This window comes from Halanaerobium sp. ST460_2HS_T2 (assembly GCF_003337665.1).
Lineage (GTDB): Bacteria > Bacillota > Halanaerobiia > Halanaerobiales > Halanaerobiaceae > Halanaerobium > Halanaerobium kushneri.
Genome location: NZ_QPJF01000024.1, coordinates 22,081 through 45,993 on the forward strand (window position 1 = coordinate 22,081; position 23,913 = coordinate 45,993).

General features: G+C 32.2%; 17 protein-coding genes, 1 pseudogene and 1 other annotated feature. Of the genes and pseudogenes, 1 reads left to right on the forward strand and 17 read right to left on the reverse strand.

Annotated elements, in window-relative coordinates:
• Window position 1: 1 nt before the first annotated feature.
• From DFR80_RS11770 to DFR80_RS11810, 9 genes and pseudogenes are all read right to left on the reverse strand, one after another.
• Window positions 2-307 (reverse strand): Hpt domain-containing protein, encoded by a 306-nt coding sequence (locus DFR80_RS11770; protein WP_114490084.1) that lies wholly within the window; start codon window positions 305-307, stop codon window positions 2-4.
• Between the two features lie 17 nt (window positions 308-324).
• Window positions 325-1,326, reverse strand: a pseudogene (locus tag DFR80_RS11775) (diguanylate cyclase).
• Window positions 1,327-1,352: 26 nt separating this feature from the next.
• Window positions 1,353-2,666, reverse strand: a complete 1,314-nt coding sequence (locus DFR80_RS11780; RefSeq protein WP_199505817.1) for a glycosyltransferase family 2 protein — start codon at window positions 2,664-2,666, stop codon at window positions 1,353-1,355.
• Window positions 2,667-2,773: 107 nt separating this feature from the next.
• Complete coding sequence (locus DFR80_RS11785) at window positions 2,774-3,838, reverse strand: HEAT repeat domain-containing protein (protein WP_114490088.1); 1,065 nt, start codon at window positions 3,836-3,838, stop codon at window positions 2,774-2,776.
• Between the two features lie 2 nt (window positions 3,839-3,840).
• Window positions 3,841-4,221, reverse strand: coding sequence for a response regulator transcription factor (locus tag DFR80_RS11790; RefSeq protein WP_158537716.1), 381 nt, complete (start codon window positions 4,219-4,221; stop codon window positions 3,841-3,843).
• Window positions 4,222-4,249: 28 nt separating this feature from the next.
• A complete protein-coding gene (locus tag DFR80_RS11795; RefSeq protein ID WP_114490092.1) occupies window positions 4,250-5,413 on the reverse strand; it encodes a lipopolysaccharide assembly protein LapB in 1,164 nt (387 codons plus the stop codon).
• Between the two features lie 305 nt (window positions 5,414-5,718).
• On the reverse strand, window positions 5,719-8,109 hold the full coding sequence (nrdJ, locus tag DFR80_RS11800) for a ribonucleoside-triphosphate reductase, adenosylcobalamin-dependent (protein ID WP_084566194.1): 2,391 nt from the start codon (window positions 8,107-8,109) through the stop codon (window positions 5,719-5,721).
• A 166-nt stretch (window positions 8,110-8,275) separates the two neighbouring features.
• Complete coding sequence (locus tag DFR80_RS11805) at window positions 8,276-9,175, reverse strand: sensor domain-containing diguanylate cyclase (protein WP_158537717.1); 900 nt, start codon at window positions 9,173-9,175, stop codon at window positions 8,276-8,278.
• 42 nt (window positions 9,176-9,217) lie between these two features.
• Window positions 9,218-11,482 (reverse strand): HD domain-containing phosphohydrolase, encoded by a 2,265-nt coding sequence (locus DFR80_RS11810; protein WP_114490096.1) that lies wholly within the window; start codon window positions 11,480-11,482, stop codon window positions 9,218-9,220.
• Window positions 11,483-11,898: 416 nt separating this feature from the next.
• Here DFR80_RS11810 and DFR80_RS11815 point away from each other — a divergent pair, with 416 nt between their 5' ends.
• The gene (locus DFR80_RS11815) at window positions 11,899-14,289 is read left to right on the forward strand and encodes an EAL domain-containing protein (RefSeq protein ID WP_114490097.1); all 2,391 of its coding nucleotides are present in this window, start codon (window positions 11,899-11,901) and stop codon (window positions 14,287-14,289) included.
• A gap of 141 nt (window positions 14,290-14,430) precedes the next feature.
• On the opposite strand, the gene DFR80_RS11820 is transcribed toward DFR80_RS11815, so the two are convergent.
• From DFR80_RS11820 to DFR80_RS11855, 8 genes are all read right to left on the reverse strand, one after another.
• Complete coding sequence (locus tag DFR80_RS11820) at window positions 14,431-15,390, reverse strand: sugar kinase (RefSeq protein WP_076545635.1); 960 nt, start codon at window positions 15,388-15,390, stop codon at window positions 14,431-14,433.
• Window positions 15,391-15,497: 107 nt separating this feature from the next.
• The gene (locus DFR80_RS11825; protein ID WP_114490099.1) at window positions 15,498-16,520 is read right to left on the reverse strand and encodes a sugar kinase; all 1,023 of its coding nucleotides are present in this window, start codon (window positions 16,518-16,520) and stop codon (window positions 15,498-15,500) included.
• 380 nt (window positions 16,521-16,900) lie between these two features.
• Window positions 16,901-17,551 carry a bifunctional 2-keto-4-hydroxyglutarate aldolase/2-keto-3-deoxy-6-phosphogluconate aldolase gene (locus DFR80_RS11830; RefSeq protein ID WP_076545637.1) on the reverse strand — a complete coding sequence of 217 codons (651 nt, stop codon included), beginning with the start codon at window positions 17,549-17,551 and terminating at the stop codon, window positions 16,901-16,903.
• A 254-nt stretch (window positions 17,552-17,805) separates the two neighbouring features.
• Window positions 17,806-19,074, reverse strand: a complete 1,269-nt coding sequence (gene serS, locus DFR80_RS11835; RefSeq protein WP_076545638.1) for a serine--tRNA ligase — start codon at window positions 19,072-19,074, stop codon at window positions 17,806-17,808.
• A gap of 103 nt (window positions 19,075-19,177) precedes the next feature.
• Window positions 19,178-19,388: a binding site (T-box leader), on the reverse strand.
• Window positions 19,389-19,599: 211 nt separating this feature from the next.
• Entirely contained in the window at window positions 19,600-20,067 is a 468-nt protein-coding gene (locus DFR80_RS11840) for a hypothetical protein (protein ID WP_076545639.1), read from the reverse strand.
• A gap of 101 nt (window positions 20,068-20,168) precedes the next feature.
• A complete protein-coding gene (gene alr, locus DFR80_RS11845; protein WP_114490100.1) occupies window positions 20,169-21,293 on the reverse strand; it encodes an alanine racemase in 1,125 nt (374 codons plus the stop codon).
• 63 nt (window positions 21,294-21,356) lie between these two features.
• Window positions 21,357-22,481 (reverse strand): alanine dehydrogenase, encoded by a 1,125-nt coding sequence (gene ald, locus DFR80_RS11850; RefSeq protein ID WP_114490102.1) that lies wholly within the window; start codon window positions 22,479-22,481, stop codon window positions 21,357-21,359.
• A gap of 159 nt (window positions 22,482-22,640) precedes the next feature.
• Complete coding sequence (locus tag DFR80_RS11855) at window positions 22,641-23,693, reverse strand: peptidyl-prolyl cis-trans isomerase (RefSeq protein ID WP_114490103.1); 1,053 nt, start codon at window positions 23,691-23,693, stop codon at window positions 22,641-22,643.
• Window positions 23,694-23,913: the final 220 nt, after the last annotated feature.

A 23,913-nucleotide genomic window follows, 5' to 3' on the forward strand; every position in this document is an offset into this window, starting at 1 on the left:
CCTAATCTTCCTGATAAATAATCTCTAAATTATCCAGATAATTCTCTAATTTATTAATAATTAGCTCAATATCTTCTCTGTTTTTTAGTTCTGCATTTTTTTCTATCTGACTCCCTAATTCAGTTAAATAATCAAAACCATAGCCACCACCAGACCCCTTAAGACTGTGTCCAATTATTCTTATTTTTTCATAATTTTCTGCTTCTATTAAAGTCTTTAATCTTCTAATATCTTCTTCTCTATTATCTAAATATTGAGGGATTAAAGTCCCAAGGTCCTGATCAATATATACTTTATTTTTCTTCATTTTAAAACTCCTTAAATTTATTCAAAGTCAAGATAAACTACTCTATTTTTTCCTTTTTCTTTAGCCTGATACAATGCCTGATCAGCCTTTTCTATAAAGGAATTAACCATTTCTTCCGTTATTTCCCTTTTTACTTTAATACAGCTTACTCCCAGACTTAAAGTAACATATTTATCGGTATTCGAATTTCGATGTTCAATTTCTAATTCTCTAATATCTTCTCTGATATTTTCAGCAACTTTTACTGCCCCATCTTTATCTGTATCAGCCAGAATAACAGCAAATTCTTCTCCACCATAGCGGGCGGCAAAATCCGAAGCTCTTTTGGCATTTTTAGCTAAAACTGAAGCAACTTTTTTTTAACACTCATCTCCCTGCTGATGACCATAAGTATCATTATAAACCTTAAAATTATCTATATCTGCCATAATTAAAGCTAAACTATTTTTATTTCTTTTAGCTCGATTTAGTTCATCCTTTAAAGTTTTATCAAATAGCCTTCGATTTGCCAGACCTGTTAATCCATCCTGAAGAGCTATTTTTTCTAATTTTTTATTTACTGCTTTCAATTTAGCTGATATTTTAAGCAGCTCTTCTTCCCTTTTTATTCTCTTTTTCATTTCTTTTCTTAATTTTATGGCAGAATTAATTCTGGCCATAAACTCAATCTTATTTATTGGTTTTTTTATAAAGTCAAAGGCACCAGCCTCAAAAGCCCTCTTTAAAAATTTTGAAGCTTTTTGGGCAGTTACCATTATTACAGGAATTTCTTGATAAGTTTCTGAACTTTTTATTTTTTTACAAATTGCAATCCCATCTTCATCCTCTAAAATGATGTCCAGAATAATTAAATCAATTTTAGCTTCATTATTTTTATCCTTTAAATTCAGGAATTCATAGGTTTCGGCCGCAGTTTCTGTAAAATGAATCCTATCAACTTCTAATTTTTTTAAATAACTCTCTAATAACAATTTAATATCCCGGTCATCATCAACAACTAAAATGTTTATTTTTACCACCTCAGCAAAGTTTAAATATCTAATTACTAATCATTAAATTTTTTTCTTTTTTGACTTCCCCAGCTTTCTTTTTTAGAAAATAGATCAAATAAACCTCTCAATCTCCAGAAAGTATGCAGCTGGCGGTAGCCAAAATTTTCTAAAAAAGCATAGAGAACTAAGCTTAATTTATCTTTCAATTTTGTGTATTTATGAAAAGTCATCTCTTCAAAAAACAGTGAGAGAATAGATAAGAGTACCCCCATTAAAATAGCTGTTATAAAAAAGAGGATAACTACCTCATTGATTCTACCCCTGATAACTACTGTTAAAATAATGCTTATATAACCCAAAATTTCAATAACAGGCCCTAAAAGTTCTACAAAAAAGTAAAATGGATAGGTAAAGAGACCCAATAATCCATAATTTTTATTAAAAAATATTTCTTTATTCATCAACAGACTCTGTCCCAGGCCTCTCTGCCAGCGCCTTCTCTGGCTGGAAAGAATTTTAATCTCTTCTGGAACCTGAGTCCAGCAGACAGGGTCCGGAAAAAACAGCACTCGATAATCTCGATCACTTTTCTGCATCTCTTTATTTAGTTTTAAAACGAGTTCCATATCTTCGCCAACTGTCCTGGTGCTGTAGCCACCTACTTTAAGTAAATATTTACGTTTGAAAACTCCAAAAGCACCCGAAATAATCAATAAACTGTTAAGAGAAGCCCAACCTACTCGTCCAAATAAAAAAGCTCTTAAATATTCTAAAACTTGAAACCTGACAATTGGTTTTTTAGATAACCTGACTTCTTTTACCTGACCCCCTTTAATTCCACACTCATTAGCAACCCTGATCGTTCCTCCTGCAGCTATAACCCGCCAGTCACGATAAAAAGGTTCTACAATTTTTTGTAATGCCTGATCATCTATCAGAGAATCTGCATCTATATTACAGACCAGGGGAAATTGAGCAATATTTATGCCTGCATTGAGCGAATCAGCTTTACCTCCATTTTCTTTATCAATAACTACTAGATTTGGATAATCAAGAGAGTCATAAACTTTCTTTACCGGCTGAGTTGCTAGATCATCTCTGTAAGTTCTGCTTGATTCAACTAGACTGAAATAATCTTTTAATTCTTCAATTGTATTATCTTTTGATCCATCATTAACAACAATCACTTCCAGTTCCGGATACTGCAGTGATAAAATAGAAATAATATTATCGACAATTGTTAATTCCTCATTGTAGGCCGGAATTATAATTGACACCGGTTTATAGAACTCACTCTGAAATAAATTTTCAATATCAATTATCTCTCTGGAAGTCCAGTAATTTTTAATTGAAAAAAAGGCCTTCACATTTAAAAAAATATATGTCCCATTAACTAAAAAGAAGTATAAAACTGCAAAATAGTCAAATACTAATAAAAAATAATAGAAGTTCTCCACTACCTTCACCTACGTTTTTAAATATTATTTTGAGCTAAAACATATTCGCTCATTTCTTTCCCCTTTTTTTCACTCTTAATGATATCTTTTAAAACATCTATATTCCCAGTTTTTAAAATAGCCCAGGCAGAATAATAGCGAACCCACCAGTTTGAATCGTTAATTAAAACCTGCAGTTCTTCTAAATACCCGTCAGCGTTTATCACACCAATATAACGAGCGGTCTGACTTCTTACAACCCAGTCATCATGACTTAAAAAAACACTTAAATCTTTATCAACTGGATATTCCATCTTTACCAGTGATTTAAATATATGAATTAATACTTCATTATTATATTCCGGCATTAAAACTGGCTCCATTAATTGAACTCCTGAATGATATCTATAATAGCCAAATATGTCAAAAAACAGAGAAAGAGCTTGATATTCTGGTACCCCGAGAATAACTTCTAATTTATTTTCTTGATAAAAATTTTCTTTTAAAAAAACCTCTATTTCTCCACAGATATCTCTACCAAATCTAATTAATATTTCCGTTAAAATTTCAAACGTAAATCTGCTTTCCTTCAAAACGATTTTTAAAATCTTAAAGAAAAGACGCTGTTCACCAATGTCAGCAATCGCCCAGATACTGACTGTCTGTAAATCTTTATTATCTGAATCAAGATAAATTTCCAGTAATGGCAGTGCCTTTTTTTCTTCAACTTTACCCAGAAAAACAGCTGCTTTTATTTTTTCTTCTTTTCTCCCCTGCTCCAGCTTTTCTAAAAAAAATTTATTCATTCCATTTTCTTTTACAAGTTGCTTTATTTTTTCAAAATCATCGCCCTTTAAGTTTTTTAAATAAGGTTTTATAAAATCATATAAATAAAAATAATTACTGTTTAATTTTAAAGCTGCTTCTTCAACATTTATTTCTTCTGCCAGATATTTAAATAAATAATGCTCCCACTTTTTCTTTTGATTTTGATATTTTTTTTCTTTTCTCCTGTTTTTTAAATGATAAACTATAATAATTAATATCACCAGGACTATTAAAAACATTATGATCGAAGCAGCATAATATAAAATAGTGCGCAAAATTAATCAACTCCATCCAGCAGCATTTTTAATCTAATAATTAATTCATCCGGTCTAAAAGGTTTGGTTAAGTACTCATCAGCTCCGCTTTTAAGTGCTTTGAGTATATCTTTTTCCTGGCTCCTGGCCGATAATATTAAAACTGGTATTTCAATATTATTCTCCCTAATTTTATTTAAAATACTCATCCCATCTAAAACCGGCAGCATGAGATCTAAGATTAAAGCATCATAGACACCCTTTTCTATTTCCGGCAGCACCTGATCACCATCAGTAACTACTTCACTTTCCAAATTTTGATTTTTAAACTTATAAGATATTAATCGTGAAATTGACTCATCATCTTCAGCAATCAAAATCTTATAATCTCTCTCATCTCCCATTATAACCCCACCTTTAAACATTTTCTTTTTATCTTAAATTTAATCTAAAATCTAAATTACCAGTCTGCTGATTATTAAACCAGAGATTAAGATTTTCGAAAGAATATTTATGCTCAGAAAATAGATTAGAAAATTCAAAACCGACTCTAAATAAATTTTCTCCATCCTGATAATGACTTATTCTAAAATTTAAAAGATAATTATCACGCGGATAATAAAAATCTAAATGCTGGGAAAAATCAGAAATCCAGCCAGTGGAATAATGCCTTGACGAATTTTTTAATACCATTATTATTTTTTTAAATCTATATTCATATTCTAATTCAAGGTTTTGATAACTAGCATCATCTTTTACTATCTCAAAGCTGATGCCGGCTCTATTTTTGGAATTAAAGAAGTAATTAAGACTGTTATTTAATTCAATTTTATCCTTACTATCCCCCTGATAGAAGTTAAAAGTAGAACTAAAATTTGTTTTATTAAAAAGCAAAGGAGGAGCTAATTCAATTTCTGCGCCTAAAAGCAAATTAAACTCATCTTTAAAATGATTTACACCAGCAGAAATTTCAGAATTAATACCATCATTTAATGGCTTTTCTAAACCAAGTCGCAAACTTATATCGTCCCTGGCAGCTGGAGAATAAATAAATTTACCTTTTATAAATAATTCTGTCCTGATTTTCTGATTAATTATCTTTAATCGGCTTTGATATTCATTTTTTAATTCATTTGATTCTGCTTTAGTTAGAGCGATTTTAATCAATTTTTGTGCTTCAAACCAGTTACCCTGCCATTCTGCATGTCTGGCTAAAAGAGCCATTCTGGTTGAAGAATATTCCCTTTGCTGGGCTCTTGCAATAATTTTTTTGGCCTTTTCAAATTTCCGCTGCCAGCCATATATCCGGGCTAAATGATTATAAAATTCAAGCCTTTCCGGATAATCATCAATTAATTGCAGCAAAATTTTTTCGGATTCTACATATTCTTTTTCCCAGCTCAACAGAAGAGCTTTGTAATAGAGAAGATCAGGATTATTATTCAGATTATTCTCTGTCAAAATTTCTAAGGCCTGCTTATTATTATTTTCTGCAATTAATTTCTGTATATTTTCTAAACTTATATCTGAAGCTAATATACAGCTGCTACTTAAAAACACAAAAATAAAGAGCAGAATTATTATTTTTTTCAGCATCTACTTATCACCCTATATCTGGTATAGATTATTATTTTTAAATCCATAATTGCTATTATATATAAACTTATTTATAAATTCTGTATTTCCTCTTTTTATTCTGGAACTAATACTTAATCTGCTTTTATCTTCTTTTAGGTTATTATACCATTATTATATTAAATTTACTAAAAAAAGTCTGTAAGATTGATAACTATAGAAAAAGCCTACCAGTTAAGGTAGGCTTAGAATTAAATTATATTATCTAATAAAAATGTTTTTCGACATTTTTATTCATAAATCAAGTTTTACACGGCACCTGTACTTTATCTTACCGGACAGGCTCCTCCTTCACAGGAAGATTCATCGAGTTCTCTTTCTAAATACTCTGTTTCGTACTTAGATACTAAGGAAGGATTAAAGCGCTCCATCTCTTCCACCCGCTGATTGTATTCTTCCTCTGTAATTTCTTCATAAGGCATCAGATCATAGAAGTTATCATTGTAGGAAATAAAGGAAATACCAACTACGCTGTTCCAGTTTTCCCAGAGCCATTCTTCTACATCTTCCCATTCATCATCACGAACATGAACAGTAATTGAAGCATTATGATCAACATAATTTTCCATAAACATCTTATAAGTTTCCAGCTGATCAATTGCATTCACATCTCCTTTAACCTGTCCTTCAGGAGCTTTAACAGGGAATTCTACCACTAAAGTTTCTGGATCATCTGGATCCTGACCCACTTCTGGATGAATAGGATAGTCCAATTCTTCACAGACCCGGGCCAGCGGATCAGAAGCAGAAATTCTTACCCGGCGAACATAATGGGCACTGTGTGAATAATGAAGACCACTGGAAACTGTAGGCATCTGAGTCTGAGTTCCCTCAGGTTTAACAGTTGTAATCAGTTTAGGTTCATTATCTCCCACCTCTTTGGCAATTTCTCTTGCAGCCTGATGTGCAATCTCACGCAGTTCTTCCAGCAGCTGAGCTTCCTGAGCTTCATTTAAATCAGCAGCATTTTTCATGTCCTGCCAACCAGTCAGAGAAGTTCCAATCAATCGATCCCGTTTGTTGATCTGATCCCACTCCGGTAATTCAAACTCGATTAGAGCCATTCTGTAACCAGCTCTGGCAGAAAGTTTCTGAGATTCAAACATTGATTTTTTATCCAGATTACCTTCCTCATCAACAAAGGCCATCACATTTAAAGAAGTTAAATTGCAGACCCCTCTGGAATCAAGCAGAATTTCTGCACAGGGGTTAACTCCTTTGAAGTTTTCACGGCGGCGACTTCCTTCCACAGCATTGATAAAGCCAGGTTCACCACTAAAGCGCATCTGCTTAACATGCCACTTTAATTGTTCTTTAGAAGGCTTACCTTCGTAGAAAATACTATTGTTGCTCATCTGGCGGTGAGAAATTTCCTTATTAATTACCCACTCATCATCTTCTTTGACATATAAATTACTTTTAGCCTGAGCAATTTCTTTATCATCAGCACTAAAGAGACAGATCTGAGATGAGCGTCTAACTCCACCTGAAACCACATTTTCCGCTACAATATTGGCTAAATCCATAGCATCAATTGGCTTTAGTTTAACCCGATTAATATCATCTAAATCACGGTCCGGCTTTTCTTTTAATAATTTATCAATCTTAGTAAACATCCGCTTTAAACTCTGATGTCCAGAAGCTGTACCACCAAAAGTCTTAAGCTTTTCTCCCTTTGGACGCACAGAATCATAATTAAAAATAATTCTTTTTAGCGGACGATAGGCATGGTCAACCAGGAACTTAAAATAATATTCCAGTGACTGAATCCAGCCTTCTTTTGAGTCACCAACATTAATTGTTACTACATCATCTTCATCAAAATCAAAATCTGTATATTCTCTTCTTTCTTCTTTATCTACAGGCTCATAATATTTATGAATAACTTCAATATCCGTTCTAATTTTAGGCAACTTCTCCACATCACGCGGAAGCACGCGGAAGCCAACACCTGAACCAATCATTAAAAGATAAAACAAATCCTGATAGGCTTTAAAACTGTCAATAACTGTAAAAGAACAGTTGTAGTTTGACATTCCATATTTCTTAGAGGACTCTGTAGAAGCTGTCCAGAGTGTACGACCTGCCAGAAAGTTTCTTAAGTTATAAACATTATCATAAAGTTTTTCTGCTTCTTTTTTTGTTGTCTGAGCTAAGGAACAGTTATATTCCACAGCTCTTTTTACAGTTTCCCACCAGTACTCACGACGCTGCTCCTCTTCTAACCAGCGTGAATATGTTCTATAATAAATAAATTCTCCCAGCTCAGTTGGAAAAGGATTGGGCTGGTGTTTATACTTACTTAAAAATTCATTTGTTAAGAGCGGATTTTCTTTCTCCTGTTTTCTGGATAATCTTGACTGCTGTCTTTTATTTCTGTATAAAATATAAGCTTTGGCTGTTGTTACATAGGCAGCCTTCATTAATTTTTCTTCCACTAAATCCTGAATTTCTTCCACTTTTGGTATCTGATCCTGATTATAAAACTCTGTAATAAGTTCTGTTTCTACATCTAAGGCAACCTGTTCTGCATCATCTTCAGTCGCATCTTCACCAGATTCGACCATTGCCCGGTAAATCGCCTTAGTTATCTTATCCCGACTGTAAGCTACTTCTCTCTCATCCCGCTTGATTACCGTCATGTCGGATTTACTCAAAATAAAAACCTCCTTGGAATTTCAATAAATATTTCTGAAATATAATTATAACATATAAAAGAAGTCAATTTAAGTCTAAAATTAATATTTTATAATAATGTAATAGCCGTAACTTTCAAAATCATCATGCTTATACTACTATTTCAAAATTTGAAATCATTTTTAATTAACCTAAACTAACTTTATTCTTACCATTATTTTTGCTTCTATACATTAATGAATCTACTCGTTTTAATAATTTTTTATATTCATCAGTTTCTTTAATTAAAGAAGCTCCCCAGGATGTTGTAATCGAAACTTTAGTTTTATCCTCAATCATAAAATATGATTTATTAATAAAAATTAATAATCTTTTTATAATTTTTTTAAGATCTCTCTTGCTATCAATATTAAAAAGTAATAAGGCAAATTCGTCTCCACCCCAGCGAAATATTTTATCAGCAGGACGTAAATTAGCTTTAATAGTTTTAACTGTCATCTTAAGCGCCTGATCCCCAACTAAATGACCATAATTATCATTAATCAGCTTAAAATTATCTATATCAAAAAAACAAAAAGCTATATTTTGCTCCTCAAATACTTTTTCTGAGATAATTTTTTTTAAAACATATTCAAGGTGATGTCTATTACTTGCTCCGGTTAAATGATCAATAAAGTTTTTATTTTTTAGTTCAGTTATCTCTGTATCAAAATTTGGCTCTGTTTTATTATCAATAAAATATTCTACAGCCCCTATAACACCACCATTATTCTTTACAGGCACAGTTCTAACCTTTACCGGCATCCTATGTCCCTTTTTATGATGCAGAAAAACCTGGGCTTCTCTTACTTTACCATCTTCTAATGTTTTGTGTAGAGGGCATCCATTTTGACATAGATTAACCCCTTCAGAATTAATATGCTGCAAAATATTATCATAACAAAATTTATCTTTAACATGATCAAATTTATATCCACTTAATTTTAAAGCTTCTTGATTCCAATTTTTTATTTTTCGTTCCTGATCAACATAATAGGCGGGAGTAAAATTTTCATTAATAATTTTATGTAATTCTTCTTTTTTCATAAAAACACTCCTAAAGATCATCGATTATTTAATATTTAGATATTAAATTTCTAAAACATTTATCAAAGCTTCTGCTACATCCGGCGCAAATTGTAAACCTTTATTATCTTTGATTTCTGCCAGAGCATGATTAAAAGTAAGGGGTTCTCGATAAGTTCTTTTAGAACGCATTGCATCCCAGGCATCCGCTGCACAGATAACCTGAGATTCAATTGGAATCTGATCACCTTTAAGTCCATCCGGATAGCCTCTTCCATCCCAGCGTTCATGATGATAGCGTACATAATCAGCTAACTGTTTTAATGAACTTGAGCTTTTTAGTGCATTACTGCCAAGAACCGGATGTTCTTTAATAAGCTCATATTCGCTTTTGCTAAGTTTTCCCTCTTTGTTTAATACTTCCAAAGGAATTAACATTTTACCAATATCATGAACAAGACCGGTCCAGTATATATTATCAACAATGTTTTGTGATAACCCCATTTCTTCCGCTATTTGTACTGCCAGCTCTGCTACATTTTCCGAATGCCCCCGGGTATATAAATCATACATTTCTAGCATTTTAATAGTAGACGAAATAATCTCCCGGGTAAAATTGTTCTGAAGCAGGTTATATTCTTTTAATTTATAAAAAGAAGATGCTATATTATAAAAAGCTCTAAATATTTTTTTCGAATTAATAGTAAATGTATTTGTGCTGTCAGCTTTGATATCCAGAGTGACACCGGCCTTTTTTTCTCCATTTAGTTCTAAATCAAAATACATTATTTCTTTAATCTTATCCAAACTTTCCGCCTTTAAACTTTCAAAATCTTCCGGCTGCATATATTGTTTATTTCTCGCTTTAATTTCGGCGGCTGTCATAGTTTCTATAGCTGAATTGTAATTATAAAAAGCTTCATTTTTAATCTCATTCTGTTTTAAATTGCCAAGATCATACCCAATACAATCTACAAATTGAACATTTTCCTGTCCAAAAGTATAAACACTGCCTGCAGCAGCCTCCGGAATTATTGTAACAGCCTGTTTTAAAATTTTACTCAGAAATTCTTCTTCACTTATTGTACTTAAATTTTCTATATCCGAAACTAAACTAATCATTTTTTCAAATCTATTATTTAAATCTGCCAGCTCTTTAAAAGAATCCTCAAGTTCTTCATTCATTGACATAATTTCCTCATTATAGGCCTGCAACTGCTGGTTTGAAGCAGATAATTCTTCCTTTCTTCGCTTAATTTCTTTTTCATACTCTTTTTTTTCACTAATATCAAAAACAAAACCCTCTATGATAAAGCTGCCGTCATTATTTCTTTTAATAATTTTGGCATTCATATTAAGCCAGATATGTTCACCATTCTTCTTTTTAGCTTTAAATTCAAAATTCTCAACTTCATCGTTATTTCTCAATTCAGTTAAAAAATCATTTCTCCGCTCAAAGTTAACATAAAATTCAGTACCAAGATTATCGTATTTTTTGATCACTTCATAAACACTATCATAGCCAGCTATTTTTGCCATTCTCTGATTTATATGCAGCACTTTCCCCCGAGAAGTAGTTTTGATAATTCCTACCGGTGAATTATTAAAAAGTCTTAAATATCTTTTTTGACTCTGATTAATAGCCTTTCTATAAAGACTTTCTTTTTTTTGATATTCACTAATATTTTTGAGCCAGCTTTTTATTTCATATTCTTCTATTTTATTCTGGCGATAACCTTCGGGATCAATATAATAAGGATTTTCATGTAATTCTCCTCTCCAGACAATGTAGTCATGGAGTTCAACTGCCGCCTTGATTATTTGATTATCAAACTGATTAATATTATATCTACAAAGTGCAGTTACAGGATATTTTTTAAAAATTCGATCGTTAAGCTGCCACTCATATTTTATTATTTCTTCCTTGCCCCCACTAAAGTCAACTACTCCCGTTAATTCTCCCGTAATACTTAAACCACTATAGCCTTCATTTTCAGCTAGAATAACGCTTTCTTCAAGTAAATTTAACATTTTCTGAGCGTTAAAATTTGAAGGAACTCCATAAATTTCTTCTTTTTTTAAACAGAGAAATTGCCCGGTTTCTAGATATTTCTCCAGATCCAGATCTGTATTTTTTAATTCTGCTAACAGAAGCTCCTGATTTTCTTCCTGATCAATATAATAGCATTTTTGATTTTCTTTTAAAGAATTAATTACAAAGTCTCGTACAGAATTTAAACAATCACTGTTTTTTTCATAAAATAAAACTGCATGGTCTCCCTGAGAAAGTAAATCAATATTCTTTATTTCTTTCTCCCAATTAGGCATCAATGTCACCTCTTTTACTGTAATTAATAATCATTACTATTATAATTAACTGTAGCTGGCATATCTCCTTTATTTTATTAATAAATTTTAAATCTGTAAACAGCAAAAATAGTCAGTAATCAAACACCCTGACTATATAGTCGCTGCATTTGGAATAAATTATTAAATTATCTTAAGATAAATAAAAAGAAAAGTATGGCAATTTGTATTCTAAATAACAATTTCTTATTAAATAATATTCTTCATCAATAGTTATTTCCCTTTTTATTTTAATATTTTTTATACTGTAATTTAATACTGGAATATTCTGCAAATCTATAATATAATTAAATTGATAAATAAATATATTTTGGATTGTAAGAGGAATTTTTCTCATATTTTAACTTTAATATATTTATTGAGAAAGGCGTTGTTATATGGATAACAATCAGGTTAAATGGTATAAAAGCTTAATAGTTAAGGTTAACTGGCTTATAATTTTAATTTTAATTATTTTTATTTCAATCTTAAGTTGGTCTATTAATGAACTTACTTCTGAAGAAATAAGTGATCAAGTTAAAGAAGTTAATTTAGAAAATGCAAAGTCTTTAAAAACTAATGTTAATGACTTTTTAGATGACACTGAAAATATTATTAATTTAACAGCTTCTTTTATTGGTCACCATTTAGATAACGATCAGGAAATTCGGGAATTGTTAGAACAGGTTAAAGAAGAATATTCAGTTTTTAAATATATTTATTTTGCAGACACCAGTGGTAAAATGATTATTCATCCTGGTGTATATTTAAGTTCAGATTATAATCCCGGAGAGAGAGTTTGGTATAAAAAGGCTGTTAAAAAAGACAGGTTAATCTGGACCGACTCTTATTTAGACGCAAATGATAGGTATCTTATGATTACAGTCGCTTTACCAATTAAAAATGAACAGGGAGAGCTCTTGGGAGTTTTGGCGGGGGATATTTTACTTGATCAATTAAGCAGTACAATTGCCAGTAAAAAAATGGGTCAAACAGGTTATACATATATAGCCAATCAAAGTGGAGAAATTATAGCCCATCCCAATTTCGAACTTGTTAAAAACAAATATAATATCAATAAATTATTGGATTATGATCAGGTATATAATGAACAGATTGGTTCTTTGAACTATAAAAGGGATGATGAACAAATTTTAGCATCTTTTGTCTCTCTGGATCGTTTAAATAGTATTATTTTTTCTCAAATTAACACAGAAGAAGCTTTTTTAGTCAGAGATAAATTAAAATCACTTATTTTTAAAATAAGTTTAATAATATTATTTATTTTAATTCTAACTGTATATTTAATTAATAAAAAATATTTACTTAAACCACTTCATCAGTTAATTAATAATATTATAAAGGTAGCAAAAGGAGATTTTGAAGTCCAAATTAATAGTAACAGAGAGGATGAAATTGGCAAATTAGCTCAAAATTTTAATTATATGACAGAAGAAATTTCAGCAGCTTATCAGCAATTAGAAGCCTATAATCAGGAAATTACTGCTTTAAATGAAAATTTAGAATACCAGGCATATCATGACCCCTTAACCCAACTGGCCAATAGAAGAAATTTTAGGGAAAAATTAGATTCAGTCTTAGCTAATAAAATTGAAGGTTCCATTATTTTACTTGATTTTGATAACTTTAAAGAAATCAATGACACCTTTGGCCACATATATGGGGATAACCTATTAAAAAAATTCAGTCAGCTATTGCTTAATTCTTTTTCTGATAATGTCTTTGCCGCTAGATATGGTGGAGATGAATTTTTGCTTCTTTTAGAAGGGATTAATTCGAGTTATGAAATAAAGGAATATATCTATAAATTAGAAGCTTTGGTAGCCAGGCCATTTTTAATTGAAGAAAGTGAATTTTATCTTGATTTTAGTTTAGGAATAAGCTGTTTTCCAAAAGATTCTAGCGATAGTTACGAATTAATTACAATGGCAGACACTGCAATGTATCAGGCCAAAGAAAGCTACAATCAGGATTATCTGTTTTACCAGCCTGATATGTTTAATAAAATAAAGAATAAACAGGATATCAGAAAAATTCTTCGTCTGGCACTTAAAAATAATGGCTTTAAATTGAAATATCAACCTCAAGTTAACACTAAAACCGGAAATGTGGAAACTTTAGAGGCTCTAATTAGATTAAAAAATTATTCTATATCTCCTGCAGAATTCATTCCTGTGGCAGAAGAAAGTGGATTAATTATTGAAATATCAAGGTGGGTTACAAAGAGAGCAATTAAAGATTTAGCTGTTTTGAACAAGAAAAAAAATAAATCTTTAAAAATCTCTATTAACTTTTCTGTGCAGCAGTTAAATGATCTGGATTATATTAATTTTATTGAGGAAAATATGAGAGCAAATAAGGTAAATTTTGAGAATTTAGAAATTGAAATTACAGAAAGTCTCCTAATTCATCAGGAACAAAAGGCTATTAATTATTTGAATCAACTTACTGATCTGGGAATTAAACTTGCTTTAGATGATTTTGGAACCGGATATTCTTCTTTAAATTATTTAACCTATATCTCTTTTTCAAAAGTCAAATTAGATAAGATATTAATTGAAGAATTCTTAGAATATGATAATATTAACACTATTGATAGTTTAATTAGTTTGTTCCACAGTATGGAATTACCAGTTGTAGCTGAAGGTGTAGAAACAGAAAAACAGTTAGCTAAGTTAAAAACTGCTAACTGTGATTATATACAGGGATATATATTTAGCAAACCTCTTGTCTTTTCTCAAATAATTGAAAAAATAGATCAATTATAATCATAAATCTTTTAAAATAAACAATTTTATTATGATAAACAAACTGATTAATAAAAATCTATTTTATCAAAATCAGATTATACTTCCAGAGTAGACACTCCAAAGCAGTAAAACAGACTATCTACCTGGAAGTATTATTTTTTAACGATGGATTTCATCTTTTTTACCCTGATATACCTCAACCTGTTCCCAGGTGGGCAGCCCCTCTATGTCACCCTTAACAGTAATACAGAGAGCTCCAACTAAATTAGCAAGTTCCACAGCTTCTTTAATTGGTAATTCTCTTAAGAGACCGCTGATTAGACCGGCTGCAAAAGCATCTCCAGCTCCAATTAAATCCACAATATTATCAACACAGTACGGTTCAACATGCTCGATCTTATCCCCCTGATAATATAATGCTCCTTCTGCTCCAATTTTTAATACTATCAGAGAACCGGGGTCCATCATTTCATAAAAGCCCTTAATAATCTCTTCTGGATCAGAAAGTCCAAGTAATATTTCTCCTTCTTCAACTCCCGGGAGCAAAACATTAACCTGAGGAATAATCTTTAACATGACCTCTCTCATTTCTTCAATTGAATCCCAGAGTTTAAGTCTTAAATTAGGATCAAAAGAAATTTTTAAATTATTTTCCCTGGCCACTTTTAAAGCCTCAAAAAATGCCTCTCGAGCACTTGAGCTTAAAGCGGGGGTAATCCCTGTTAAATGAAGATGTCTGGCATTTTTTATATAATTTTCATCTATATCTTCTTTGCTGAGATGACTGGCAGCAGAATTATCACGATAATAAAAAACTTTTGGTTCCTTGGTTGTATGCATCTCTTTGATCAATAATCCGGTTCTGTGATCTTTATCCCTTTTAACCTGAGAGACATCTACTCCCTCACCCCGCACAAAAAATTCTACATAATCTCCAAGAGGGTCCTTACCCAGTTTACTAATCCAGCCAGAATTGAACCCAAGTCTTCTGACCCCAATTGCAACATTGGATTCTGCTCCTGCTATATATTTAGAAAAATTATTTAAATACTTTAAAGATCCTACTTCACCTGGTGCCATAGCCGCCATTGTCTCTCCAATAGTAACAAGATCAATCATTTGAAATTCCTCCTAAAAAAATAAAAATTTGTATTTAATGCTAAAATTGAAAAAAAGGCCACAGCCTGAAGCTGCAGCCTTCTTTAAGGAATAGAATTATTAACTATTTATCTTTTAACTCTACCGGAAGCATTTCCTCCAGCTAGAGTTTCTACCTCTTTAACACTCACATGGTTAAAGTCACCAGGGATTGACTGTTTTAAAGCAGATGCGGCAGCACCAAACTCAGCAGCTTCCTGAAGTTCTTTACCAGTTACTAGAGAATAAATTAAACCACCGGCAAAAGAATCTCCTCCACCCACACGGTCAATAATAGTGATTTCATATTTGGTTGACTGAACAAAGTTTTCTCCATCAAAGAGAATAACTAACCAGCCATTATTAGAAGCACTGTGGCTGATTCTTAAGTGACTTCCTACTAATTCTAAGTCAAAACGATCGATTAACTGTTTAGCAACATCCTTATAACCTTCAACATTTAGGTCACCACCAGTAATATCAGAGCCACTCTTAATGTCAAATACCATTTCAGCATCTTCTTCGTTAGCAATTACAACATCAGTATATTCCATTAAACCTTCCATTACCTGACCTGCTCTTTCTCTACTCCAGAGCTTAGCCCGGTAGTTTAAGTCACAGCTTACCTTTACCCCGTGCTTTTTAGCAGCCTTAACAGCTTCTAAAGTAACATCTGACATTTTTTCACTTAGAGCAGGAGTAATTCCTGTATAATGGAACCAATCTACATCAGCAAAGATTTCTTCCCAGTCAAAATCTCCACTTTCTGCTTCAGCAATTGCAGAATGAGCTCTATCGTAAACTACATTAGATGGTCTCTGACTTGCGCCATTCTCACAGTAATAAATTCCTAAACGGTCTCCACCACGAGCTATATAATCTGTATCAACACCAAAGCGGCGAACTTCGTTTAAAGCTGCCTGACCAATTGGATTGTCAGGTAACTTAGTTACAAAACGAGCATCCAGACCATAATTAGCTAAAGATACAGCAGTATTTGCCTCGCCTCCACCATAAATAACATTAAAAGAATCTGCCTGAATAAAACGCTCATGATCCGGTGGGGTCAAACGTAACATAATTTCTCCAAAAGTAACAACTTTCTTAGACATAATATAAAAACCTCCTGATAATTTTTGAATTAAATTTGATTTAAATAAATGATAATCCTATATTAAAAACTTAACAGTGTCAAAATGAACAATTCAAAATAGAATCTACATCTGCCAGTAAAATTGATCTTTCAGCTGGCTAAACTTCTCAGAGATATGAGGGCAACCAACCCACCCTTCTTAACTAGAAGAAATGATATTAAATTTTTATGAATTAGAATTTTTACTAGAATAACTTAATGAATATCTCCGCTAACTCAGCTCGAAAGACACGATGTCTTGAGCTGACCGCAGCACAGGAGGTGCTGATCGGGAAGGTAAGCTGAGTTAGCTGAGAGATGAATTTTAGTTATTCTTAAAAATTATTCTGAAATAAAAATTTAATTCATTTCTGCTCTGGCTTCCTTAATCAATCTAATAAACTCTTTAGCTGTTTCTGTTACCTGCTCATAGTCTCCTGTCTTAGCACCTTTACTTAGAGAACTACCAACACCAACTGCTAAACTACCAGCTTTAATCCAATCTTTAACATTATCTAAACTAACTCCACCAGTAGGCATTAGAGGTGCCTGTGGTAGAGGACCTTTAACAGCCTTAATAATCTTAGGACCAAATAAAGTAGCAGGGAATATCTTAACAATATCTGCACCAAATTTCATAGCTTTAACTACTTCAGTTACACTCATTGCACCAGGCATAACAGCTTTTTGATAGCGGTTACACATCGCAATAGTTTCTTCATCAAGTGATGGAGAAACTATATACTCTGCACCAGCTAAAATACAGGCACGAGCAGTTTCAGCATCTAAAACTGATCCAGCACCAATTAAAATTTCATCTCTGCTGTACTCATCAGTTAACTGCTTAATTACATCTACAGCTCCAGGAACAGTCATTGTAATTTCAATTGCATCAATACCACCAGCTTTTACAGCTTCAGTAATTTTTAATGCTTTTTCCGCATTTTCAGCTCTAACAACAGCCACAATCCCAGTCTCTTCAATTCTCTTTAAATCTTCAACTTTACTCATTAAATAAGCCTCCTTTTAATTTTAAAACTTTCCAGAAACAGCTCAGCATCCTATTCGAATCTCTCAGCCGGTATTTTAAGACAGTGTTTCTAATAGTAAAACACTGTTTTATTTATATCTCGTTTTATATTATTCTATACTCAAAGCCATATTCCTTCTTTTTTTAGAAAAAAATTTAAAATTTTATTTAAAAAACAGAAAGAGCCCTAAAAAGGGCCCTTTTAATTACAATATTATCTTTTTAAGTTAAAATATTATCTAATTGTATCTGTTCCCATAAATGGTCTTAAAACTTCTGGTACCGTGACTGTCCCATCTTCATTTTGATAATTTTCCAGAATAGCAGCTACTGTTCTCCCAATTGCCAGACCAGAACCATTTAAAGTATGAACAAATTCTGTACTGGCTTCTGGCTCAGGACGATAACGAATTCCGGCCCGTCTGGCCTGAAAATCTTCAAAATTGGAACAGGAAGAGATCTCTCTGTAGGTTTCATAAGCCGGCATCCAGACCTCTAAATCATAAGTTTTTGCAGATGAGAAAGTTAAATCTCCTGTACATAAACTTACTACTCTATAGGGAAGTTCTAATTTCTGCAGCACGTCCTCTGCATCAGCAGTTATTTTTTCCAATTCATCATAAGAGTCTTCTGGCTTAACAAACTTAACCATTTCGACTTTATTAAACTGATGCTGACGAATAATACCTCTTGTGTCTCGACCATGTGCCCCAGCTTCAGCTCTAAAACAGGCACTGTAAGCTGTTAAATATTCAGGCAGCTGTTCTACATCTAAAATTTCGTCTCTGTACATATTTGTAACTGGTACCTCAGCAGTTGGAATTAAATAATAGTCATGCCCTTCTAATTTAAACATATCCTTTTTAAATTTAGGCAGCTGACCAGTCCCGGTCATACTGTCAGCATTAGCAATAAATGGAGGGAAAACCTCTTTATAACCGTGTTCATCTGTATGCAGATTAAGCATAAAGTTAATTAAAGCTCTCTCCAGTCTGGCACCTGCCCCTTTAAGAAAGGTAAAGCGAGTACCTGTTACCTTTCCTCCTCTTTCAAAATCTAAGATATCTAACTCTTCACCAAGATCCCAATGAGCTTTATATTCAAAATCAAAATTTCTGGGTTCTCCCCATTTTCTTATCTCCTCATTGTCCTCCTCATCTGTTCCAACAGGTACGCTTGGATGTGGAATATTGGGAATTGATAAAAGCAGTTCATTTAATTCTGTTTCTACTTCAGCCACCTGCTGGTCCAGTTCTTTAATTCTAGCAGAAACCTCCTGCATCTCAGAAATTAAATCAGATGCATCTTCACCATTTCTTTTTAACTCACCAATTTTATCAGAATTAACGTTCCGCTTATGCTTTAACTGTTCCGCTTCGTATAAAAGATCACGCCTATTATCATCAAGTTTCTGAAATTTTGCTACCGGTGATTCCATATTTCTCTTCTCCATAGCCTTTTCAACAACTTCTGGATTTTCTCTAATAAATCTCATATCTAACATTTTTTATTCCCCCTTAAAATTTATTTTTAATCAAAATTGATATAGATCTGATTTTTAAAAAAAATTAAAAAATCATCTTAAAAACAAAAAAATCTCTCCCTAAAAAAGGGACGAGATTGCTCGTGGTGCCACCCTAATGACAGAAAAACTGCCGCTTAAATAGTTTTAACGGGCCCAACCGGTTCAGCTTAATCATTATATTTTCAGCTTCACAGCTCCAGACTGGATTCGAAAAATTAACTGACTGATTTGCAGCAGCCATCAGCTCTCTAATTTCAGTTAATTAATCTACTAATGTCTTTCTCAGCTTTTATAAAATTGGCTATTTAATTATTATGCCTATTATATTACAGCAGATTTCTAAATTCAAGTTAAAATAATAATTTATAAAAATAACTGCACTGAAAAAGAATATTTTTTTATTTAATTTTAGATTTTTTAATTCTGCTGCTCTAAAATAAACTATTATAAATACTTTTTACAGTACAGTCATTTTGTTTTTTACAAATCTTAAAAAAATGTTAATCATTTATTTTCTGTAATATTATCATGAATTATTTTCATAAATTCTTCAAACTGCTTATAATAACTTGCTGTATTAAATTCTACAACAAAATTTTCCTTACCTCCAGTTATTACTCTAAAATTTCCATTTAACATGCAGATATCTAACTCCACACTATCAATTTTATCATAATAAATTCTCTTTAATTTATAACCAAGATAATTATCATTTATTTCTTTAAATCCTTCCTCCATAAACAAAATACCATAATTAGTTGCTATTAAAAGCTTGGCTGGACTAATTGTCTCTGGTTTTAAATCAGGAGAATCCATACTTTTTCTTTGAATAAAGATTACATCTATAATATCTTTATTTTCCAAAAACAGGGTGTCATTTTGCAGCACTCTTCTCAACATATAATGAGCCTCATAGCCTTTTTCCAGGATTCCAGTTACCTTTTTGTTAACTCTTTCTTTATCTTTTATCATATTTGCCTCCTCATAATTTAAAAAATTATTATTAAATTCTAAGCAAAAATTTGAGAACTTATTAAAAGTTTATCAATCTCAAATGCAAAAATCCAATTTAATTACAAATATATCCTTTTTAGTCTTTCACTTAAATTACATATTATTTCATAATTGATAGTCCCTACTAAATCAGCTATCTCTGTAGCACTTATCTCTTCCTTACTCTGTTTTCCAATTAAGACAACTTCATCTCCAACTTCAACATTTTCTATCTGCTCAACACTGACAATAGTCTGTCCCATACAAACTCTACCTCTAATTGGAGCTCTCTTTCCGTTAATTAAAACCTCTCCCTGATTTGATAAAAGTCTTGGATAACCATCCTTATAACCAATTGGTAAAACTGCTATCCTCTCATCTTTTTCAGTTGTATAGGTAGAACCATAACTGACGGCTGAACCTGCAGGCAGAGTTCTAAGCTGAACAATTCTTGTTTTAAATGATAAAAGTGGCTTTAAATAGGCTTCATTTTTTAATTGATTGGATGGAAGTAGACCATAGAGCATAATTCCCGGTCTAACTAAATCCAGCGAAGTTTTAGCTAGATCTATTACAGCTGCACTGTTAGCTATATGTAGCTGAGGTAATTTAAAACCAGCGGCTTTAATTTTATTTAAAGCTGATTTAAATCTTTTTAGCTGTTGAAAAGAAAATTCCTTGTTTTTTTCATCTGCCCTGGCAAAATGGCTAAAAACACCCTCAACTTTAATATTTTTTAATTTTTCTGCTAACTGATAAATCTCAAGCAAATCCTCTGGAAAGAATCCAATTCTTCCCATACCTGTATCAAATTTTAAATGAACTTTAATTATTTTATTTGCTTTAATGCCAGCCTGATTTAAAGCTTTTAAAGTATTTATACTGGCAGCAGTCTGAATTAAATCTCCCTTAATAATATCCTGGTACTGAGATTCCAGTACCTCAGCCAGAACTAAAATTGGCTTTTTAATTCCTGCCTCTCTTAATTCAATACCTTCATCCGGGCTACCAACACAGAAATATTCCGCTCCCAGCTGAGATAATTTTTTAGCTACCTTTGCTGCACCATGACCATAGGCATTCGCCTTAACTACTGCCGCAATCTTAGTCTCTGAGTTGATTTTACTGCGAATAAATTTATAATTATGCTCTAAAGCACTAAGATCAATTTCAATCCAGGCTGGTCTTTTTAAATATTGTTCCATCATTTTACCTCCATCAACTGCTTTAACTTATCTATATAAATACTAATCAAATTATTATACTTTCTACTGCCAGGATTTTAATAAATTATCTATACTCCTATATTCCTGCCCAAAGCTTTCTGCTACTGCCTGACAGAATATTTCTCCCTGATAAATATTTAAACCTTTAGCTAGAGAATAATCATTAAGCATAGCTTCTTTATATCCATGAGCAGCTAATTTTTTAATATAGGAAAGTGTTGCATTGGTCAGAGCAAAGGTTGAAGTCCTAGCAACTGCTCCCGGCATATTGGCTACTGAATAATGAATTACACCATATTTAGTAAATACTGGGTTATCGTGAGTAGTTGGATAAGTTCCTTCTATACATCCCCCCTGATCAATTGCTACATCAACAACAACAGAACCATCTGTCATAGTTTTTATCATTTTTTCTGTAACCAAATTAGGGGCTTTAGCTCCCGGGATCAAAACTGCACCGATTACTACATCTGCCTGACTGACCTCTTCAGCCACATGAGCATTATTTGACATAATAGTTTTTATCTGTCCCTGAAAAATATCATCTATATAACGCATTGTCGACTGCTTAATATCCATAATTGTTACATCTGCTCCCATCCCAAGAGCAATTTTCGCTGCATTACGGCCAACAATTCCTCCACCAATTACAACTACTTTAGCTGGTTTAACTCCTGGTACTCCCCCCAGCAGCATTCCACTTCCACCTTTTGGTTTTTCCAGAAAAGCTGCCGCCGCCTGTACAGATAATCTTCCCGCTACCTCACTCATTGGAGTTAAAAGTGGTAGTTCACCATCTTCACTCTGAACAGTCTCATAAGCAACTGCAGTCACTCCTTTTTTCTTTAAAGCCTCTGTAAGTTTCTTATCTGCTGCTAAATGAAGATAGGTAAATAGAATCTGATCTTTTTTAAATAAATCATACTCTTCTTGTAAAGGTTCCTTGACTTTAATGATCATTTCTGCCCGGTCAAAAAGTTCTTTTTTATTATTAACTATTTCTGCACCTGCTTTATTATAATCCTGATCAGAGATTCCACTCCCCTGACCGGCATTTTTTTCAATTAAAATTTGGTGTCCGGCTTTTTTCAAGATTTCAGTACCCGCAGCTGTTAAAGCTACTCGATTTTCATTATTTTTAATCTCTTTTGGTACAGCAATTATCATTAAAATCAGCTCCCTATCTAATTTTTAAAATTATATCTATAACTATAATATCAGATATAAAGTCTTAATAAAAGCGAAAAATTCCTGCTCATTTTACTGAAACAGGAATTTTTACAGTTAATTATATTTATATTTGATTTATATTTAAAATTCTATTTTTTACAGTTTAACATCTATTTCTGCATCTTCTCTTAAGCCTTCAACAAAATCTTGAAAAGCCTGATTTTGTTTCTGACTTCTCAGCTGACTTTTAATTTGAGATTTAACTTCTTCGAAATCTCTGGTTCCTGCTTCTCTAGAATCAGTAACTTTAATTAAATGATAACCAAACTGAGTTTTTACAGGTTCAGAGCTAACTTCTCCAACACTTAATTTCATTGCAGCATCACGGAAAGTTTTATCTAGACCCTGCTCATTAGCAGTGATAAATCCTAAATCTCCACCATTTTCTGCTGTAGGACCGGTGGAATATTCTTTGGCCATTTCTGCAAAATCAGCACCATTATTAATTTTAGCTAAAACTTCTTCAGCTTTTTCTTTTTCATCAAATAAAATATGGCTTACTTTTTTCTGCTCAGAAGTTTCATATTTTTGCTTATTGTTATCATAATATTCCTTAGCTTCGTCATCACTTACACTAACATCACTTACTACTTCTTCGCGTAATTTATTAACTAAAAATCCATTCATATTATTTTCAAAAAACATATCTTTATACTGCTGCATGGATTCAAATCCCTGCTGCTGAATTGCTTTTTCCAGCTGCTCATCATTTAAATTATTTTGCTGCTTTAGAGCATTTACCTGCTGATCAAAAATGTTGTTCATTTCCTGATCACTAACTTCAATACCTCTGTCTTTTGCTTCCTGAACAAGCAGTTCATTTGTAATTAACTGTTCCAATTTTAATTTTCTAAATTCATCTACAACATTTTTACCTGCCTCTGTCTGCAGAATTACAGATGCAAATTCCTGATTTGACTGTAATAGCTGCATTAAAATATTTCTAACTCCAGCAAACTGCTCAAGTTCCTGCATCGAAATTTCTTCACCATTTACATATGCTGCCACTTCTGGAGTTTGTTCAGTTACAGCTTCTTTAACTTTTTCAGTCTTAGTTTCCTGAGCATTTTGTTCCTGAGCCATTACTGGCATTGATAAAACTAATAGAAATACTGCTGTGATAATTAAAAAGTTTTTCTTTAAATTCATTAATAAACACTCCCAATTTAAATATTCTAAATTTTTATCCATCGTTAATTATTATACCATAAATTTTGTTATAAGCAAGTCAACACAGGTGATTCTAATACTATTCTAATTATTAATAAATGGCAGAACAAAATGGCCTGACGGCCACCCTACTATAGAAGTTAATTAATATTTCTTTAGTAGGGTTTTATCTTTCAAATGTATATTTAAACTTCATTTC

Excerpts from the sequence above, each read along its gene's own strand:
- DFR80_RS11770 (WP_114490084.1), bottom strand. The coding sequence starts at position 307 with ATGAAGAAAAATAAAGTATATATTGATCAGGACCTTGGGACTTTAATC.
- DFR80_RS11790 (WP_158537716.1), bottom strand. The coding sequence starts at position 4,221 with ATGGGAGATGAGAGAGATTATAAGATTTTGATTGCTGAAGATGATGAG.
- DFR80_RS11795 (WP_114490092.1), bottom strand. The coding sequence starts at position 5,413 with ATGCTGAAAAAAATAATAATTCTGCTCTTTATTTTTGTGTTTTTAAGT.
- DFR80_RS11805 (WP_158537717.1), bottom strand. The coding sequence starts at position 9,175 with ATGAAAAAAGAAGAATTACATAAAATTATTAATGAAAATTTTACTCCC.
- DFR80_RS11810 (WP_114490096.1), bottom strand. The coding sequence starts at position 11,482 with ATGCCTAATTGGGAGAAAGAAATAAAGAATATTGATTTACTTTCTCAG.
- DFR80_RS11815 (WP_114490097.1), top strand. The coding sequence starts at position 11,899 with ATGGATAACAATCAGGTTAAATGGTATAAAAGCTTAATAGTTAAGGTT.
- DFR80_RS11820 (WP_076545635.1), bottom strand. The coding sequence starts at position 15,390 with ATGATTGATCTTGTTACTATTGGAGAGACAATGGCGGCTATGGCACCA.
- DFR80_RS11825 (WP_114490099.1), bottom strand. The coding sequence starts at position 16,520 with ATGTCTAAGAAAGTTGTTACTTTTGGAGAAATTATGTTACGTTTGACC.
- DFR80_RS11830 (WP_076545637.1), bottom strand. The coding sequence starts at position 17,551 with ATGAGTAAAGTTGAAGATTTAAAGAGAATTGAAGAGACTGGGATTGTG.
- serS (WP_076545638.1), bottom strand. The coding sequence starts at position 19,074 with ATGTTAGATATGAGATTTATTAGAGAAAATCCAGAAGTTGTTGAAAAG.
- DFR80_RS11840 (WP_076545639.1), bottom strand. The coding sequence starts at position 20,067 with ATGATAAAAGATAAAGAAAGAGTTAACAAAAAGGTAACTGGAATCCTG.
- alr (WP_114490100.1), bottom strand. The coding sequence starts at position 21,293 with ATGGAACAATATTTAAAAAGACCAGCCTGGATTGAAATTGATCTTAGT.
- ald (WP_114490102.1), bottom strand. The coding sequence starts at position 22,481 with ATGATAATTGCTGTACCAAAAGAGATTAAAAATAATGAAAATCGAGTA.
- DFR80_RS11855 (WP_114490103.1), bottom strand. The coding sequence starts at position 23,693 with ATGAATTTAAAGAAAAACTTTTTAATTATCACAGCAGTATTTCTATTA.